At 46.7% G+C, this 16,258-nt stretch carries 17 protein-coding genes, 1 tRNA gene, 1 rRNA gene and 1 pseudogene; 12 read left to right on the plus strand and 8 right to left on the minus strand.

The window, feature by feature from the left end:
- Positions 1-3 precede the first annotated feature (3 nt).
- From Q4Q52_RS20605 to Q4Q52_RS20625, 5 genes are all read right to left on the minus strand, one after another.
- Complete coding sequence (locus Q4Q52_RS20605) at positions 4-228, minus strand: DUF6500 family protein (RefSeq protein WP_012586620.1); 225 nt, start codon at positions 226-228, stop codon at positions 4-6.
- 179 nt (positions 229-407) lie between these two features.
- Positions 408-1,874, minus strand: coding sequence for a thioesterase (locus Q4Q52_RS20610; RefSeq protein WP_311991533.1), 1,467 nt, complete (start codon positions 1,872-1,874; stop codon positions 408-410).
- A gap of 142 nt (positions 1,875-2,016) precedes the next feature.
- Positions 2,017-3,057 carry an MJ1255/VC2487 family glycosyltransferase gene (locus Q4Q52_RS20615; RefSeq protein ID WP_311991534.1) on the minus strand — a complete coding sequence of 347 codons (1,041 nt, stop codon included), beginning with the start codon at positions 3,055-3,057 and terminating at the stop codon, positions 2,017-2,019.
- Between the two features lie 75 nt (positions 3,058-3,132).
- Positions 3,133-3,645, minus strand: coding sequence for a phosphatase PAP2 family protein (locus Q4Q52_RS20620; RefSeq protein WP_311991535.1), 513 nt, complete (start codon positions 3,643-3,645; stop codon positions 3,133-3,135).
- Between the two features lie 413 nt (positions 3,646-4,058).
- Positions 4,059-4,307: a YgjV family protein gene (locus Q4Q52_RS20625; protein ID WP_006083323.1), complete on the minus strand. Its 249-nt coding sequence runs from the start codon at positions 4,305-4,307 to the stop codon at positions 4,059-4,061.
- Positions 4,308-4,631: 324 nt separating this feature from the next.
- Between Q4Q52_RS20625 and rraA the strand changes: the two genes are divergently transcribed.
- From rraA to hemB, 12 genes are all read left to right on the plus strand, one after another.
- Positions 4,632-5,117, plus strand: a complete 486-nt coding sequence (gene rraA, locus Q4Q52_RS20630; protein WP_006083324.1) for a ribonuclease E activity regulator RraA — start codon at positions 4,632-4,634, stop codon at positions 5,115-5,117.
- Positions 5,118-5,246: 129 nt separating this feature from the next.
- Positions 5,247-6,311: a formimidoylglutamase gene (locus Q4Q52_RS20635; protein ID WP_311991536.1), complete on the plus strand. Its 1,065-nt coding sequence runs from the start codon at positions 5,247-5,249 to the stop codon at positions 6,309-6,311.
- 245 nt (positions 6,312-6,556) lie between these two features.
- Entirely contained in the window at positions 6,557-7,312 is a 756-nt protein-coding gene (gene ubiE / locus Q4Q52_RS20640) for a bifunctional demethylmenaquinone methyltransferase/2-methoxy-6-polyprenyl-1,4-benzoquinol methylase UbiE (protein WP_006083326.1), read from the plus strand.
- Positions 7,312-7,932, plus strand: a complete 621-nt coding sequence (locus Q4Q52_RS20645) for an SCP2 domain-containing protein (RefSeq protein ID WP_113940132.1) — start codon at positions 7,312-7,314, stop codon at positions 7,930-7,932. The genes ubiE and Q4Q52_RS20645 overlap by 1 nt, the downstream gene beginning before the upstream one ends.
- Positions 7,929-9,578, plus strand: a complete 1,650-nt coding sequence (ubiB, locus tag Q4Q52_RS20650) for a ubiquinone biosynthesis regulatory protein kinase UbiB (RefSeq protein WP_311991537.1) — start codon at positions 7,929-7,931, stop codon at positions 9,576-9,578. Before Q4Q52_RS20645 ends, ubiB begins: the two co-directional genes overlap by 4 nt.
- A gap of 59 nt (positions 9,579-9,637) precedes the next feature.
- A complete protein-coding gene (gene tatA, locus Q4Q52_RS20655) occupies positions 9,638-9,877 on the plus strand; it encodes a Sec-independent protein translocase subunit TatA (RefSeq protein ID WP_006083329.1) in 240 nt (79 codons plus the stop codon).
- A 6-nt stretch (positions 9,878-9,883) separates the two neighbouring features.
- The gene (tatB, locus tag Q4Q52_RS20660; protein ID WP_311991538.1) at positions 9,884-10,384 is read left to right on the plus strand and encodes a Sec-independent protein translocase protein TatB; all 501 of its coding nucleotides are present in this window, start codon (positions 9,884-9,886) and stop codon (positions 10,382-10,384) included.
- Between the two features lie 3 nt (positions 10,385-10,387).
- Positions 10,388-11,143: a twin-arginine translocase subunit TatC gene (gene tatC, locus Q4Q52_RS20665; RefSeq protein WP_006083331.1), complete on the plus strand. Its 756-nt coding sequence runs from the start codon at positions 10,388-10,390 to the stop codon at positions 11,141-11,143.
- 45 nt (positions 11,144-11,188) lie between these two features.
- Complete coding sequence (locus tag Q4Q52_RS20670; RefSeq protein ID WP_311991539.1) at positions 11,189-11,716, plus strand: hypothetical protein; 528 nt, start codon at positions 11,189-11,191, stop codon at positions 11,714-11,716.
- Positions 11,716-12,519 carry a TatD family hydrolase gene (locus Q4Q52_RS20675; protein ID WP_311991540.1) on the plus strand — a complete coding sequence of 268 codons (804 nt, stop codon included), beginning with the start codon at positions 11,716-11,718 and terminating at the stop codon, positions 12,517-12,519. The genes Q4Q52_RS20670 and Q4Q52_RS20675 overlap by 1 nt, the downstream gene beginning before the upstream one ends.
- Positions 12,512-14,395, plus strand: a complete 1,884-nt coding sequence (locus tag Q4Q52_RS20680; RefSeq protein WP_311991541.1) for a diguanylate cyclase — start codon at positions 12,512-12,514, stop codon at positions 14,393-14,395. Before Q4Q52_RS20675 ends, Q4Q52_RS20680 begins: the two co-directional genes overlap by 8 nt.
- A 13-nt stretch (positions 14,396-14,408) precedes the next feature.
- The gene (hemB, locus tag Q4Q52_RS20685) at positions 14,409-15,416 is read left to right on the plus strand and encodes a porphobilinogen synthase (protein ID WP_311991542.1); all 1,008 of its coding nucleotides are present in this window, start codon (positions 14,409-14,411) and stop codon (positions 15,414-15,416) included.
- Between the two features lie 164 nt (positions 15,417-15,580).
- Here hemB and Q4Q52_RS20690 read toward each other — a convergent pair.
- The 3 genes and pseudogenes from Q4Q52_RS20690 to Q4Q52_RS20700 all read right to left on the minus strand — a co-directional run.
- Positions 15,581-15,859 (minus strand): annotated as a pseudogene (locus tag Q4Q52_RS20690) (transposase); the annotation flags it as partial.
- 141 nt (positions 15,860-16,000) lie between these two features.
- Positions 16,001-16,116: ribosomal RNA gene (gene rrf / locus Q4Q52_RS20695) — 5S ribosomal RNA — on the minus strand.
- 37 nt (positions 16,117-16,153) lie between these two features.
- Positions 16,154-16,229: transfer RNA gene (locus tag Q4Q52_RS20700), tRNA-Thr, on the minus strand.
- Positions 16,230-16,258: the final 29 nt, after the last annotated feature.

Below are 16,258 nucleotides of genomic sequence, written 5' to 3' on the forward strand. Positions count from 1 at the left end.
GATCTATTCTTCCGATTCCTTTTGGATTATCTCTATCACCTTATGAGCCTTAACAAAATGATCTAAGCGATGAGTTTGAATCCACCAAGTCGCCGCTTCCATAAGCAACTCTGGATCATCATTTTTGTTCGCAAAGAAGGCGTAAAATGAGACACCGACATTATCGCCTTTAGTCTCAATTTTTTTATGACAAACCGTGATGATTTTTGCTCTTAACTCAGCTCTCATATTGACTCATAAAGTTTATTGGCCAGCTTATTATTTATTTCCAATGACATATAACACTTGATGTATATGCCTATTACTTTCTAAGCTCGGCCAATTTTGGTTTCAAGAAAATGCCCTGAGGGCTCTGCATAGCAAGTAACATCACTAGCTGAATTCTACTTGCTTCTCAGCACTACCGATCACTTTATGCCTTCAGTCTCAACCTTAGGTTGAGGCTCTGCGCCGTCATTTGGCTTAGCCTCAGGTTTTGATTCTAGTTCTGGCGCTTTGATTGGCGCGTGCGGTACCTCAGTAACGGCAGACTTATCTTGTTCCTGTGATACGTTTGGTTCCTGCAATGGTGCGTTGACCTCAGGCGTCGGTGAACCTTGTTCTTCAGGTAAGGGCTCGACAATCATCACCGGCTCTTGTGGCACAGGCGCTTCACCTTGTGTGGATGTTGCAGCTTCTGACTCTGGGGCTAAAGTACCGAGATCTTGGTTTGCGGGACTTTCCACTGCATGTTTAGGTAATTGATTTCGATACAAATCAATCATACTCATCACTTCAGACAAAGCTTTGGCATGATCCGGCGTCAGAATACCATTGTGTCCTGAGACGATTTCATCCGACACCGCCAGCACCCACACGGCCTGCATATTGGCATCGGGACAGGTTTGCACACTGCGGCGAGCCTGCAGACGAGCACGAATTTTCCAGCCAGAATGGGGCAAGGTCATCATACAGCCAGGGATTTGATCGTGCGCCATCAAAGCCGATGGCATCTTCATCGGCGTAGTGCAATTGCCACCTGAGCATTTGTCGATATCGTGGGTAATAGCCCAAGAGTTACCGACGGCGCGCTCGCCATCCTTGATGTAATTGAAAGCTTCTTTCACCGCAAAATCGCCCTTCGACTGCAATACCACCATACTTGGTTTTTGCCTATCTAAGCTCACTAAGGTATCGAGTGGCTGGTACTCCTTCGCGGGCACGGCAGGATTTAACAGTAAGAATAAATTAGGATTATCCTGCTGATGATCGATAGCAGCCTTGATGCGGTCTTTGCTGGCATGCAAAACAACCGCCCCGCCAAGACTATGACCAATTACGGTATAACGCAGCAGTTTATGCTCTGTCACTAAGCCATCTAGCTTATCAAGCAGTTGGGATAAACCTAGCTGACCTATGCGTTTAGCAACCCGTTTACGCTGTAAAATGGTAGGAAAATCTAAGGGTTCAATCCAGCTTTTCGCATCATCTGAGCCATCGAGCCAGAAAGGATCGTATTTATCGCCGCGCCAGCCAATATACAAACCCAATAAGTTGCGCTGCGTATCGGACGCCGCCATCTGCTGATAAAACTGCTCGAAGGCGATAAAGTTTTCATCTTTAGGCTCTGCACTATGGTGCCAGCCGTGGACAAAGATCAATAGTTCAGGGATTTGAGCAGGCTCAGGCTGAGATATGCGCGCCTCTAGACCTTGCCATTGCCTTTCGTCATGGGGCTGACCTTGATCGTTAAACTCAATCACATGGAAGTTTTGCTTCGCGATATCTGGGCCGGGAATGTGGTAAGCCTGATCTGGAATAAAAGGGAGTAAGACACAAAGCGACAACAACATTAAAAACAGTAACTTGTACTGGGTAAACTTTTTCAGGCTCATTTATAACAACATAATTAACGGCCAAGCTAGGCCAAAATAGACGTGCTGAAAGGGGCTAACAGCAAAAGTGCCGAAATTATACGCTAACCCCATTGACCCAGCTAGTGCCTAAATTGCTTTTCGCCACAGCTTATGAGCTGATTTAACGCCAAGTATCAGGCAGCGTAACTTGGCTCCACAGCTCTTTACATAGCGGCTGACTATCGTGCCAATCGCCGCCATCAATCCATTTAACCAGCGCATCCCCAACCTGAGGATAGGCAATCGGATTAGGTGATGCCGTTTTCAGCCAGCGCTTCACGACGTTCACATCGAGACTCATCATGCTATCTGCGGCCGCCAAGAGTTGCAGCGCCGCCACATTCGATAATTGCTCAAACTGGCCAATCAGTGGTTTCACTAACAACTTTTTACCTAAGGTTAATGCTTCGCTGGCAAGCTCAAAGCCCGCATTGCCGATAACACCACCGCAGCTGGCAAGATGTTGCTTAAAGCCCTCACGATTAAAGCCGTGCCACTTAATGTGTTCCGCAATTTGTCCCTTAGGCTGTTGGCTGTGGTACACCAAAAACTGATAGTCACTGAAATGCGACAGGAAACGAGCAATCACATCCGCATCCTCAAATGGCAAATACACTAAGATTTGATGCGTGTGTTCGAATGGGCTGGCATCCACTTCGACAAAAGGCGGCAAGATAGGGAAACCAAAGTGATGCCAATGGCACCCCAGCGCGATATCCACAGGGGCGAAGTAATTGAGCAGCATTTCATTAAACCAAGTGCTACCGAGTTTTGGCACAGGATGAGTCAACGCCGCCTGATGGCTAATGCCAATCGATGGCACGCCTTGGCGCCGCGCCGCCCAAGCCGATACTGGCTCAAAGTCGTTGAGCACAAGATCGTAGCAACTGAGATCTAAGGCTTTAATATCTTTAAATAACGACAATGACAGATTCTGCCGAACCGTTTGCGGCACATTCACGCGCCCGGAGTGAGTCGCAAACGTCATGCCCGCTTGTACGCGATAATCGCCAAAACACTCCATATCGAAAAACTGCTCAGGCTTACGCCCCGAAAATAAAAAGTCCACTTCAATATCTTGTTTCATCAGTGCTTTAGCCATGACGCGTGCACGACTTAAGTGGCCATTCCCTGTGCCTTGAACTCCGTAGAGTATTCGCATTACGTATCCTTAAACTGATGAGTGAAGGAGAATTCCAACTAATGAGATGAAATGATTAACGTGCGCTTGCTTGAATTAAATCACCGGATGGACCAGTAATACCGCCCCGCTCCCCAATGAGGCTCCCGCCAAAATATCTAAGGGATAATGCACGCCGAGTGCGATACGTGAGCCCCCTATGCTAAAAGCCCATAAAAACGCGATAGGAGCCGCTGCTGGGTAAACTTGCGCCACACTCGTTGCCATCACAAAGGCGGCGGCCGTATGTCCCGACGGTAAACTAAAGCGATCCGATGGCTCAAAACCACTCTCAAATCCCACAAGCGCATGGCAAGGTCGTGTACGGCGAATGCTATTTTTCAACAGTAAATACAGCGGCAACTCCACCAAAAAACTCGCTAACATCAAGTTGAATAAAACTTGCCCTTGAGCGTGAGTCAGCATCAAGCCCACTGACAAATATAAATACACATGCCCATCGCCACTCGCCGATACCCGCTTTGCATGGGCATATAAACCATGGCGTTGGGTGAAACTCACGATATGACAAAACATTCGCTTATCTAAGTCTGCAACGTAACTCAACATAAAACAGGCTCCTTGCTGGCATGCCAGCGAGTTTTACTGCGATGTTAATCTGTGCATTCTCTCGACGACGCTTAGAGTGCTTGGTATCACACAACCGACTCACCAAGGCCCTACTCACGATTGAATTCGTTATTTACCGTTTGCTGGCTAATTTAAAGTTTGCTAATGGTCAAACCCGAATCGAATTAGCTAAAGCACTATTAGATAACTTGAGACTAAGAAAGACCTGTGACGGCTAAGTGACATCTGCTCGAAGGTTTTATGACAAGAAGCATGGCTTGGGCTTTGATCTAGAAGGATTCTAGGGAGGTTATGCTGGAGCTAAGGGATTTATTTAGGAATAGTGATAGGACTGAGACAGGATATTGTGTTGCTCTAAACGTGAATTCCAAGAGCAACACAATCAAATAAACTTAGGCTGCGGCGGGAGTATTTGCCTTAGCACGGTAAATTTTCGTCAAATGGTAAATATTAATACAAGCAACAAACGCATTCATACCGGCCACAGGCCAAGCAGAAATAAACACCCCATAAACAACAAACAGGGTGCATCCCACAAAATTCAACCATCGCAACCAAATGATATTCTTCATCATTAGAGAGATCGCCACCATTACAGAGGCAAAATAACCAATAATTTCAATCGTATTTACAGCTTCCATAGGCACCTCTCGAAGGCCCTCTACCGTCCATAAGCGTAACGGGGGGTCCATGCCCCTAAAGCAAATTAAGTTAAGTAAGTTAATTTAAACTTGGGATATAATACCAAAGCACGCAACAGAGTTGTAATAAAAAACCGTTATTTAATGACTAATATCAAGTTTTACCGCATAACTTCTAAAGTGCGACGAAAATTTACTACAGATGTGTTAACAGCCCAATGGCAACAATACCGTGATTGATAACACTTTTCTTTTCAAGAATCCCTTTTATACTGGCGTAAACTCGCTAAACTGTACGCAACGCGGATCAATAGGAGTGTAAATATGGAATACAACACCTCAGAATTATGTGACATGTACTTAGATGTCGTAGATGTAGTCGAGCCCATGTTCAGTAACTACGGTGGTTGTAGCTCTTTTGGCGGTTCTATTAGCACCATCAAGTGCTTTGAAGACAACGGCCTAATCACCGAAGTCCTACAAGAGGATGGTCAAGGTAAAGTCTTACTCGTTGATGGCGGTGGCTCATTACGCCGTGCGCTGATCGATGGTGCTATCGCTGAACTTGCGGTTAGCAACAACTGGGAAGGCATTATCGTTTACGGTTCTGTACGCGATGTGGATGCATTGGAAGAGTTAGACATTGGTATTCAGGCTCTTGCCTCAATTCCAGTGGGTGCTGATGGCAATTCAGTGGGCGAAGTGGAAATTCCGGTCAATTTTGGCGGTGTGACTTTCTTACCCGGCGATCACATTTATGCTGATAACACAGGTGTGATTTTATCACCTGAACCACTCGACATTGAGTAATCTCACTGTTCAGCCAAGAAAGCCAGCTAAGCTGGCTTTTTTATTCACTATTTTCAGCGTTTCCCCATTGAATCCTCGCGCCACACTGGCCACAATAGCTCGACTCCGGCCGAATAAGAATATCAATCTATGCCTGAATTTATTCCCTTTACCCAGACAGATATTGCCTCATTAGTCAGCCCAAGAACCGGCGAAACTAAGTTAGGCCAATGCGTCCATCTGGCTAATCACGAACATACGTTAGAGACCATACTTGCGACAGCCAAAGCCCACGGGGCAAACTTTGCCATTTTCGGCGTTGGCGAAGATATCGGCCCACGCGCCAATTTGGGCCGCGGCGGCGCGACCGATGCGTTCACAACCTGTATGCGCCAATGGCTCAATCTGCAATCTAATCGCTTTCTTTCCGGTGCCGAATGCCTAGTATTAGGCCAAGTGAACACCGCCGATCTGCAGCAACAAACCGCGGGTAATACAACAGCTAACACTAACGTCACCTTAGATGAATTACGCGATGCGGTGGAGCAACTCGATGAGCGCGTTATCCGTATCGTTAGTGCGATTTTGAAAGCGGGTTTAGAACCCATACTCATCGGCGGCGGTCACAACAATGCCTATGGTTTATTGATGGCGACCTACGGCCACTACCAACGCCAAGTGGCCGCAGTGAATCTCGATCCTCATTCGGATTTTCGTCTGCTTGAAGGTCGTCACAGCGGCAATGGTTTTAGTTACGCGGCCGATCGCGGCGCCTTAGGTTGCTACCATGTACTGGGTTTACATGAGTTAAAAAACAGCGAAGCCAATCTAAGTCAACTCAGCGAATTTGGTGGCACTTGGCATAGCTTGCAACAAATTTGGGTGCGCCGCGAAATCAGCCTCAGCCAAGCCTTGCTTGAGATCGCCGCCAAACTGAATGACACAGGTTTGCCCGTAGGGCTGGAACTCGACGTCGATGCTATCGCTAAAATGCCCAGTAGCGCCTCAACGGCAGCGGGTGTGCCATTGCTAGATGCGGCGCATTATGTCAGTTATATCGCCCGCCACTGCCCTTGTGCTTATTTGCATTTAGCCGAGGCTGCGCCAAGTTGCCACGAAGCAGGGATTGAAGCTGGATTTAGGGATGTTGGCCAAAGCCTCAGCGAGCTTATCTACGCTTATGTGCAGGCTCGGATGCAGTTTTTGGCACAATGAGCGCCACCAGTTATAGCCAACTGGGCGCTAAGCTATTCACCAAATCCTGATATTGTGGTCTAATGCCAGTCCATTTTACGTGGTCGACAAGCACTTAATCCTACGACTGTTAGGGAGTGCCTCAAGCTAAGGCATTACAGTTAGTTTACTAACTCGATCACAGAGTGATAGTTCAAAGATTCAGCAAATGCAGGCGATGGCTTACACTCGCAACTAATACATTGCAAAACAATAGGAACACATTGATGTCTGAGGGCGAATCTAAAAGTACCCACTTTGGTTACAAAACCGTAGAGGCCGATAAAAAGGCCGAACTCGTTGCCGGCGTGTTTCATTCTGTTGCCGCTAAGTACGACATAATGAACGATGTGATGTCCTTCGGCATTCACCGTTTTTGGAAGCGTTACACCATTGAAGTATCTGGCGCCCGCCCTGGCATGAAAGTGCTCGATTTGGCTGGTGGCACCGGTGACTTAACCGCAAAATTCTCTCACTTAGTGGGCGATAAAGGTGAAGTGGTTTTAGCTGACATTAACGATTCCATGTTGAAAGTCGGTCGCACTAAGTTGCGCGACAAGGGCATAGTCAACAATGTCAGTTATGTGCAAGCCAACGCCGAAGCACTGCCGTTTCCCGATAACCACTTCGACATCATTACCATCGCCTTTGGTCTGCGTAACGTGACCGATAAAGATGCGGCGCTGCGTTCGATGAACCGCGTGCTTAAGCCTGGTGGCAAGTTATTAGTGCTTGAGTTTTCTAAGCCTCAGCATGAAATCATGCGCAAAGTGTATGATTTATATAGCTTCAAAGTCTTACCTAAGATGGGCGAACTCATCACTAAAGATGCCGACAGCTATGAATATCTGGCTGAATCGATTCGTATGCATCCAGATCAAGATACATTAAAGCAAATGATGGTAGATGCCGGCTTCGAGCAAGTCGACTACACCAACATGACCGACGGCATTGTCGCATTGCACCGTGGTTATAAATTCTAATGATGCCGCAAGAAGTTGTGCTGCTTGCCTGCGCCGCAATTGAAACGGGTCTGAAAAAACTTCAGGCCCAAGTGGGCGACGATTATTCACGCCAGCGCCAGTTGCATGGCAAAGTGTTTCGTATCCAATTATCGCAGCTCAGCTGGCCATTCTATTTAGTGTTTGCCAAAGAGATCCAAGTACTGAGCCGCTATGAAGGCGATGTTGATGTCAGTCTACATGCCGATGCGACGACGCTTTACCGCGTGTCCGAAGGCGCAAACCTAACTGAACTAATCAAGCAAGATAAACTCAAGCTTGAGGGCGATCTCAATTTATTACAAAGCTTTAGCCAATATCTACGCGGTATAGAGTTTGACTTTGCCGAGCCAATATCCCGTTATTTAGGTGATGGTCCCACTCACAAACTCATCTGTTCTAGCCATCAGGCAAAAGACTTTGCACTCGAAGTGTTGCGTAAAACCCGCTCCCACTTAGGGCAACTCGCAGTTGAAGAGTATCGCCTCGCACCGCACCCAATTGAGTTAATGCACTTTCGAGATCAAATGGATGATTTAGTTGCCGATACTCGCGCGATTGAACAACGGATTGCCCAATTAAGAGACCAAATTAAGCCATGACCTTTGCCAGTATCCGCCGCGGTTACCACGTCATCAAGACCTTACTTCAGTACGGGTTAGATGACGTATTGCCGCCAAAGATGACACCTTGGTACTTTAAACTCGCCCGTAACAGCCTATTCTGGATCCGCAATAAGCATAAAAATAAGCCCGGTGGCGAACGCTTAAAACTGGCGATGCAGGAACTCGGCCCCGTTTATATCAAGCTTGGGCAAATGCTCTCGACCCGCCGCGATTTACTCAGCGATGAATGGGCCAGTGAATTGGCCATGCTACAAGACAAGGTGCCGCCCTTTGATGGTGCACTTGCCCGCCAAGCGATTGAAACTGAGCTAAAAGCGCCGATTGAATCCCTATTCGATGACTTTAATGAAATACCGCTGGCCTCAGCCTCTATTTCGCAGGTGCATACCGCGACCCTAAAATCTAACGGCAAAGACGTCGTACTTAAGGTGCTACGGCCGAATGTAGAAGCTAAAATTCAGGCCGATCTGCAGTTGATGTCGCAAACGGCCAAGGTCATCGATTATCTCCTCGGTGAAGGTAATCGCCTGCGCCCTGCTGAAGTGATTGAAGATTACCGCGTGACCATTTTAGGCGAGTTAAACCTTAAGCTCGAAGCCTTAAATGCAGTCAAGCTACGCAATAACTTCCTCAACTCAGATGCGCTCTATGTGCCTTATGTGTATGAAGAATTTTGCTATCCGCGCCTGATGGTGATGGAGCGCATTTACGGAATTTCGGTCTCGGATATTGCCGCCCTTAAAGCGCAAGGCACCAACTTTAAGTTATTAGCTGAGCGCGGAGTAGAGCTGTTTTTCACCCAAGTGTTCCGAGATAACTTTTTCCATGCCGACATGCATCCGGGCAATATCTTTATTTCCCGCGATCACCCAGAGAACCCTTATTACATAGGGCTCGATTGCGGCATCATGGGCACACTCAGCGAAGTCGATAAACGCTATCTCGCCGAAAATTTCCTCGCCTTCTTTAATCGCGATTATCACCGAATCGCCCAGCTCTATATTGAATCAGGCTGGGTGTCGGAAAAAACCGATCTACAAGCCTTTGAACAGGCGATTAAAGTGGTGTGCGAACCTATGTTCAACAAACCGCTCGATGAGATCTCCTTTGGCCATGTGTTGCTGGAACTATTCCGTACCGCACGCCACTTCGATATTGTGGTACAACCGCAATTGGTATTGCTGGAAAAGACCTTACTTTATATCGAAGGCTTAGGTCGTCAGCTGTATCCGCAATTGGATTTATGGCAAACCGCCAAACCGTTTTTAGAGCAGTGGATGGCCGACCAAGTGGGTCCTAAGGCTATGTTTAAAAAGGTATCCACAAAACTGCCATATTGGGCTGATAAACTACCAGAATTCCCTGAACTGATTTACGATAACCTTAAGTTAGGCAGGAAATTGCTGAGTTCTCAGCAACAAATGCTAGATAAGTATTTGAAATACCAGCAGCAGGCACACAAGAGCAACTACTTGCTTATCACTTCTGCAGTTTTATTGATCTGTGGCACGTTATTGATCAATAGAGACGCTACACTATGGACCCCTTATGTTTGTCTAGTTTCAGGCATTATATTGTGGTTTGTCGGATGGCGATCTAGGCCAAAGAATCGCAAATTTTAGCTAGCACTAATTAATCATAGGTTCATAATAGAACCGATATCAATTAAGAGGATACCTTCATGGGTGGTATTAGTATTTGGCAACTTCTTATCGTTGCATTAATCGTTGTCTTGTTGTTTGGAACTAAAAAATTACGCTCTTTGGGCGGTGATTTAGGTGGTGCGGTGAAAGGCTTCAAAAACGCCATGTCTTCAGAAGAAGATAAAAAGGCATTAGAAGACACCGAAGCGGCTAAAACAGCACAAACGACTCAACAGGCGACTGAAAAGAAACCTGAGTCTAACAAAGAACAGGCGTAACTCTTTATGTTTGACGGTATCGGCTTTATGGAGCTGCTGCTGATCGGTGTTTTGGGGCTAGTGGTTCTTGGCCCCGAACGTCTACCGGTTGCGGTACGTTCGGTAACGAGTTGGATCCGTGCGATGAAACGCATGGCAAACTCGGTAAAAGAAGAACTTGAGCAGGAGTTGAAGATCGAGCAGTTGCATGCCGATCTAAAAAAAGCTGAGAGCAAAGGTTTATCTAACCTCTCGCCGGAACTCAAAGAGTCTATTGAACAACTGAAGCAAGCGGCACAGTCAGTGAACCGTCCTTATCAAGTTCAGGACCCGGTAAAAGACACGCCTACGCCAGAGAATCAAATACACTCTCCAGTTGATAGCACAGTTCAAACTAGTTCAGCTCAAGCGAGCCCAGCTAATCCGACTGCCACTGTAGAGATGAGTCCAACATCGGCATCTCCCGCTACTCCAAGTGAGCCATCTCAGGGCGCGGATACCCGTTCTAACCCGAAAGCCAACGGATAATTCATGTCGCAACAGCAGCCACTTATCAGCCATTTGCTTGAACTTAGGTCCAAGCTGCTAAAATCCATTGCCAGCGTGTTATTAGTGTTCATTTGCAGCGTGTACTGGGCAAATGATATCTACCATTACATGGCAATACCTTTAATGCAGTCTTTACCCCTTGGTGGCAGCATGATTGCGACCGATGTCGCTGCCCCTTTCTTCGCTCCTTTTAAATTGACCTTAGTATTATCGTTTTTTGTGGCTGTGCCCTATGTGTTGTTCCAGATCTGGTCCTTTGTCGCACCGGGTTTATACAAACATGAAAAACGTTTAGTTATGCCACTGCTATTTAGCAGTACCTTATTGTTTTATCTCGGTATCGCCTTCGCTTATTACATCGTTTTCCCCGTCGTTTTTGGCTTCTTTGCTAACAATGCCCCAGAGGGCGTTCAAGTTGCGACCGACATTACCAGTTACCTTAACTTCATTCTGAAGCTGTTCTTTGCCTTTGGTCTATCCTTTGAAATCCCTATCGCCGTTGTTTTACTATGCTGGGCGGGTGTGACAACACCTGAAGAACTTAAGCAAAAACGTCCTTATATCGTCGTAGGCGCCTTCGTTGTGGGCATGCTGTTAACCCCACCCGATGTGATTTCCCAGACTATGCTTGCCGTACCAATGCTGTTATTGTTCGAAGGCGGTTTATTAGCGGCTCGTTTCTACAGTAAGCAAGGTGATGACGAGTCAGACGAAGATAGCGAACAAACAAACGACTAACGTCCTCGATGGCGTTAGGGGAATAATATAATAAGGAACATTCTCATGCGCTTAACTCTTTTTGCAGCAGCAATTATGCTGGTATCAGTCCAAGCAAATGCCAGCATTGAACAGCAGTTAACCCAATGTGCAGCAACAGCCGATAAACTCGACCGCTTGATTTGCTATGACAAGCTAGCAGAAAGCTTCAAAGGCGTAACACCAGCGTTGGCGAGCACTCAAGTAGCGCCTGCGACTGTAGCAACCGTTGCAGCCCCGACTGCTGTAGCAGTAGCGGCCACCGCGCCCCAAGCACCAGCTGCTAATATTGTCGATGACTTTGGGATGGAAGCTAAGCGCGTTAAAGAGAATACTGTCGATAAAATTTATCTTGAAGTACAGTCTATTACAGAAGATCCCTACGGTGCTATCAAAGTAACATTCACTAATGGCCAGGTATGGAAACAAACCGACGGCCGTAAGTTCAACTTAAAGCAAGGCGAAAAAGTCTACATTGAAAAAGCAGCCCTAGGCTCTTTCTTAATGGGCACTGATGAGCGCAATGCCAAGGCACGGGTAAAACGCCTAAACTAATGCCCTCATACATAGATATCGCTGTCAATTTACTTGGCAGCGCACTCGAGCCAGACACAGCATCGATAATACAAGCGGCGGCGGACCAAGGGGTTTCGCCGTTAATTGTTATTGGCAGCGATTTAACTGAAAGTGCAGCTGCCATCGAGATTTGCCAACAATATCCCAATCAACTTTATTGCACTGCTGGTGTGCATCCTCACCATGCCAGTGGCTGGCAAGCAGACTCAAGCAAGCGACAAACCGAACTCTGCCAAGCACCACAAGTGGTTGCCGTTGGCGAATGTGGCTTAGACTACAATCGTGATTTCTCTCCTCGACCCATACAGCGCCAAGCATTTATTGCCCAACTCGCCTTAGCGGCTGAATTGCAAATGCCCGTGCTGATGCACGAACGTGATGCTCACGCAGACTTTATTGCAATCCTGCGGGAATATCGCCCGCAGCTTAGTGGCGCGCTTTTGCATTGTTTCACTGGCACTCACGCCCAAATGGAAGCCTATATCGACCTCGATTTACACTTAGGCATTACAGGCTGGGTTTGCGATGAAAGACGCGGCCAAGAATTGGCGCAGCTGGTGCCATTTATCCCACAGAATCGTATTTTAATCGAAACAGATAGCCCGTACTTATTGCCTCGTAGCATGCGGCCTAAACCTAAATCGAGTAAGAACAAGCCCGAATATCTCCCCTATATTGCGAACTATATTGCAAATCTGCGCGGTGAAAGCGCTGATGAGTTTGCAGCGCGTTGTTACCTGAATAGCGTAGCTTTTTTTAATTTGGACCAAGTCCATGCTTAAACGAAACTCGTCACTTATTCTCTTACTGTGGCTGTGGATGTGTTCAACATCTTCATTCGCAACCCTATTAAGCATTGATGAATCCACAACGACACCGCTAAACCTTACACCTTGGTTGATGGTGAGCCACCCAGCTTCGGCGAAGGAGTTTACCGAGATCCAAGCCTTGCCAAAAACGGATTGGCATAACTTCACCAGTAAAGACATTCAAAAACTCAGCGGCCATGATTTTTGGCTCAGTTTCAGCTTAACCAGCCCAGACGATGCACTTTCACGTATTTTAGCGTTAGATAATCCCCTGTTAGACAAGGTCACTATCTACCATTTAGTTAATAATAAGCTCGCTAATACTGTGCTAATGGGCGACACCTTTCCCTATAACGAACGACCATTTTTGAGCAATATCTTCCTGTATCCTTTTAAACTCAACATGGATGATACCCATACTTTTTATTTGCATATTCAAACTGAAGGCAGCGCTGCGGTATCGTTAAACCTCTGGTCATCTAATGACTTAGCCCAGATTGCCGAATCCACCGCCGTCGAACATGGCTTCCAACTCGGCGTACTGGCCGCGATTGGTATCTTTAGCCTTTTTATTGCCATTGCATCGGGCTCATTCAGTTACAGCTATTATTCTGGCTATGTGCTCAGCATGACCTTGCTCGTCGCTACCATCAACGGTTTTGCCTTTCGATTCCTCTGGCCAAATTGGCCGATATTACAGCAAGTTATGGTGCCATTTTTACTGCCAATCGTTATGGCATTTGCGCTAATGTTTACCGAAAAAATATTACAGCTCAAATATTTAAACCGCCGCATGCTGCTGACTTGCCGCTACAGCGCTGTGTATATCCTCTGTGTTGGACTCGCCACACCATTTATCCAATATGGTACTGCGCTCTATATCGAGATCATTTCCGTTGCAGTGCTCAGCCTGGTACTGATGGTCTTTGCCATTACTCAGGCCATCAATGGCCATAAACTGGCACGTATGTACACTATTGGCTGGGTGAGTATGCTCACAGGAGCTTGCATCAGTAGCTTGCTATATCTCAGCGTGATTGACCTCAACTTAAAACCGCAAACCCCTGTCATGCTCGGCCTGACATTTGAAATCATCTTTATGTCTTTGGTACTTGCCATCCGTTATAACGATGAGCGCAAAGCTAAACTGCGTATCCAGCAAGAAGCCTTGAAACAAGCACAGAAAATTCGTAGTGCGCGGGAAGAAGCCCTAAAAGCAGAAGCCGAGAGCAATGAGAAACTCGAACAAATGGTACAAGAGCGTACTTTAGAACTGGAAATCACCCTCAGAGAATTGCATGAGGTGAATCAAAAGCTCACCGAACAAAGCACTATCGACAGTTTAACTGGGGTCAAAAACCGCAGTGCTTTCGATAAACGTTTGATTGCAGAAAGCAGGATCAGTCGCAGGCAAGAAACACCAATAGCCCTGTTGATGCTCGATATCGATCGCTTCAAGTTGATCAACGACAGATTTGGCCATCTTGCAGGTGATGAAGCTTTACGCACTATTGCCCAAACATTACAGCAACATTTAAAGCGGCCAACGGATCTCGTATCACGTTATGGGGGCGAGGAGTTTGCTATCATCCTACCTAATACAGCAGAAGATGGTGCACTTCAGGTCGCTGAAACGATAAGAGACGCAGTTTCCTCTCTCCATTTCGAATGGGAAGGTGAAGTGATACCTTTGACTATCAGTATTGGGGTCAGTGCCGATATCGTCACTAACGATCAACACAGCACCAAATTATTAGAACAAGCGGATAAAGCCCTCTACCAAGCCAAAAATAGTGGACGTAATCAAGTCAGCTTGTATTCATCCGTTCCAAGTAAGACCAGTACCTAATTAGGAGTCAAATGTGAATATCATTACCAGTGCCTTCCCTCAGCGCAGAATGCGCCGCATGCGTAAACATGATTTTAGCCGTCGTCTCATGGCTGAAAATCAGCTGACGGTCAACGACCTGATTTATCCTATGTTTGTTCTAGAAGGCAGCAATCGCAGTGAAAAGATCGCCTCTATGCCAGGTATTGAACGTTACTCAATAGACCTCCTACTAAACGAAGCAGAAGAATTGGTTGAGTTAGGCATCCCATTAATTGCACTCTTCCCTGTGACCCCTGCAGAGAAAAAGACCTTAATGGCAGAAGAAGCGTATAATGCCGATGCCTTAGTGCAACGCGCTGTACGCGAGCTTAAAAAAGCCTTTCCACAGCTTGGCATCATGACGGACGTAGCACTGGATCCCTTCACCACTCATGGTCAAGACGGCATCATAGATGAGACTGGCTACATCCTAAATGACATCACTACCGAGATTTTAGTGAAGCAAGCATTGTCACACGCCGAAGCCGGTGCAGACATAGTTGCACCGTCGGACATGATGGATGGCCGCATAGGCGCTATTCGCCAAGCCTTAGAAGCAGCAGGCCATGTAAACACCCAAATCATGGCTTATTCAGCAAAATACTCTTCGAGCTACTACGGCCCCTTCCGTGACGCAGTAGGCTCAGCAGGCAATCTCAAAGGCGGCAATAAACACAGCTACCAGATGGATCCTGCAAACAGTGACGAAGCCCTCCACGAAGTTGCACTCGATATTCAAGAAGGTGCCGACATGGTCATGGTTAAGCCAGGCATGCCGTATTTAGATATAGTGCACCGCGTTAAAACTGAACTTGCGGTGCCAACATTCGCCTATCAAGTCAGTGGTGAATACGCCATGCACATGGCCGCCATCCAAAATGGTTGGTTAGCCGAAAAAGCCATCGTCATGGAATCTCTACTTTGCTTTAAACGCGCAGGCGCAGACGGTATCTTAACTTACTTCGCTAAACGTGCCGCACAGTGGCTGAAAGAAGCTTAGACCTCGCGATAGCTGTGTATAAATTGAAGAAAGCAGCCTTATGGCTGCTTTTTTGTATCTAGCCGGTGATAACTATCGAGACTAAATCAGCACATTTGGAGTTATGGAGAGAGTAACCGGAGACAAACCTATACCAACTTAATGAATTAACTGGTCAGAACATTTCACTGGCTAGTACGCAACTCTATCACTCTTACTTTCCTCTCATTCCATACGATAGAACACTGCTCGACAATGTCGCCATAGCCACTAACACGACGATTGGCCAACACATTTTGACCCAGCCATTGCCATACCGGCTCCATCGGATTCAACTCCGGTGCATAAGGAGGCAACTTGAGGAGGGTGAGATTATCAAAGTTATCGGTCAAATCCTGTTGATGCCAGCCAGCTCCGTCCATGATGACCAGTGCGTGACGTCCGAATAGCGTTGCGGTTGAGATACCTGTGAGGCTCTGAACCGATTAGATATTTAATCTTAATGATATAAATTGAGTATCAACTAGGTTGATTTCACAAATTTCAAACGCAAAAAAGCCAGCTTATTCAGCTGGCTTCGTTACATATCTACGAGATAATTAGGCGCTTGGCGATGACCTACTCTCACATGGGGAGACCCCACACTACCATCGGCGCGTTTGCGTTTCACTTCTGAGTTCGAGATGGGATCAGGTGGTTCCACAAGGCTATTGTCACCAAGCAAATTTTGTATTCTAGGAAATGACACTAGATTGTAATGGTGCTGATACCCAGAATCGAACTGGGGACCTCATCCTTACCAAGGATGCGCTCTACCGACTGAGCCATATCAGCAATTTTATACTAATCAATTAAGATTATTT

Source organism: Shewanella sp. SP1S2-4 (genome assembly GCF_031932075.1).
Classification (GTDB): Bacteria; Pseudomonadota; Gammaproteobacteria; order Enterobacterales; family Shewanellaceae; genus Shewanella; species Shewanella baltica.

Coding starts and splice junctions, on each gene's coding strand:
- Q4Q52_RS20620 (WP_311991535.1), bottom strand. CDS start 3,645: ATGTTGAGTTACGTTGCAGACTTAGATAAGCGAATGTTTTGTCATATC.
- Q4Q52_RS20670 (WP_311991539.1), top strand. CDS start 11,189: ATGCGCTTAACTCTTTTTGCAGCAGCAATTATGCTGGTATCAGTCCAA.
- tatB (WP_311991538.1), top strand. CDS start 9,884: ATGTTTGACGGTATCGGCTTTATGGAGCTGCTGCTGATCGGTGTTTTG.
- Q4Q52_RS20615 (WP_311991534.1), bottom strand. CDS start 3,057: ATGCGAATACTCTACGGAGTTCAAGGCACAGGGAATGGCCACTTAAGT.
- tatC (WP_006083331.1), top strand. CDS start 10,388: ATGTCGCAACAGCAGCCACTTATCAGCCATTTGCTTGAACTTAGGTCC.
- Q4Q52_RS20675 (WP_311991540.1), top strand. CDS start 11,716: ATGCCCTCATACATAGATATCGCTGTCAATTTACTTGGCAGCGCACTC.
- tatA (WP_006083329.1), top strand. CDS start 9,638: ATGGGTGGTATTAGTATTTGGCAACTTCTTATCGTTGCATTAATCGTT.
- Q4Q52_RS20635 (WP_311991536.1), top strand. CDS start 5,247: ATGCCTGAATTTATTCCCTTTACCCAGACAGATATTGCCTCATTAGTC.
- Q4Q52_RS20605 (WP_012586620.1), bottom strand. CDS start 228: ATGAGAGCTGAGTTAAGAGCAAAAATCATCACGGTTTGTCATAAAAAA.
- ubiE (WP_006083326.1), top strand. CDS start 6,557: ATGTCTGAGGGCGAATCTAAAAGTACCCACTTTGGTTACAAAACCGTA.
- Q4Q52_RS20625 (WP_006083323.1), bottom strand. CDS start 4,307: ATGGAAGCTGTAAATACGATTGAAATTATTGGTTATTTTGCCTCTGTA.
- Q4Q52_RS20680 (WP_311991541.1), top strand. CDS start 12,512: ATGCTTAAACGAAACTCGTCACTTATTCTCTTACTGTGGCTGTGGATG.
- ubiB (WP_311991537.1), top strand. CDS start 7,929: ATGACCTTTGCCAGTATCCGCCGCGGTTACCACGTCATCAAGACCTTA.
- Q4Q52_RS20645 (WP_113940132.1), top strand. CDS start 7,312: ATGATGCCGCAAGAAGTTGTGCTGCTTGCCTGCGCCGCAATTGAAACG.
- Q4Q52_RS20610 (WP_311991533.1), bottom strand. CDS start 1,874: ATGAGCCTGAAAAAGTTTACCCAGTACAAGTTACTGTTTTTAATGTTG.
- rraA (WP_006083324.1), top strand. CDS start 4,632: ATGGAATACAACACCTCAGAATTATGTGACATGTACTTAGATGTCGTA.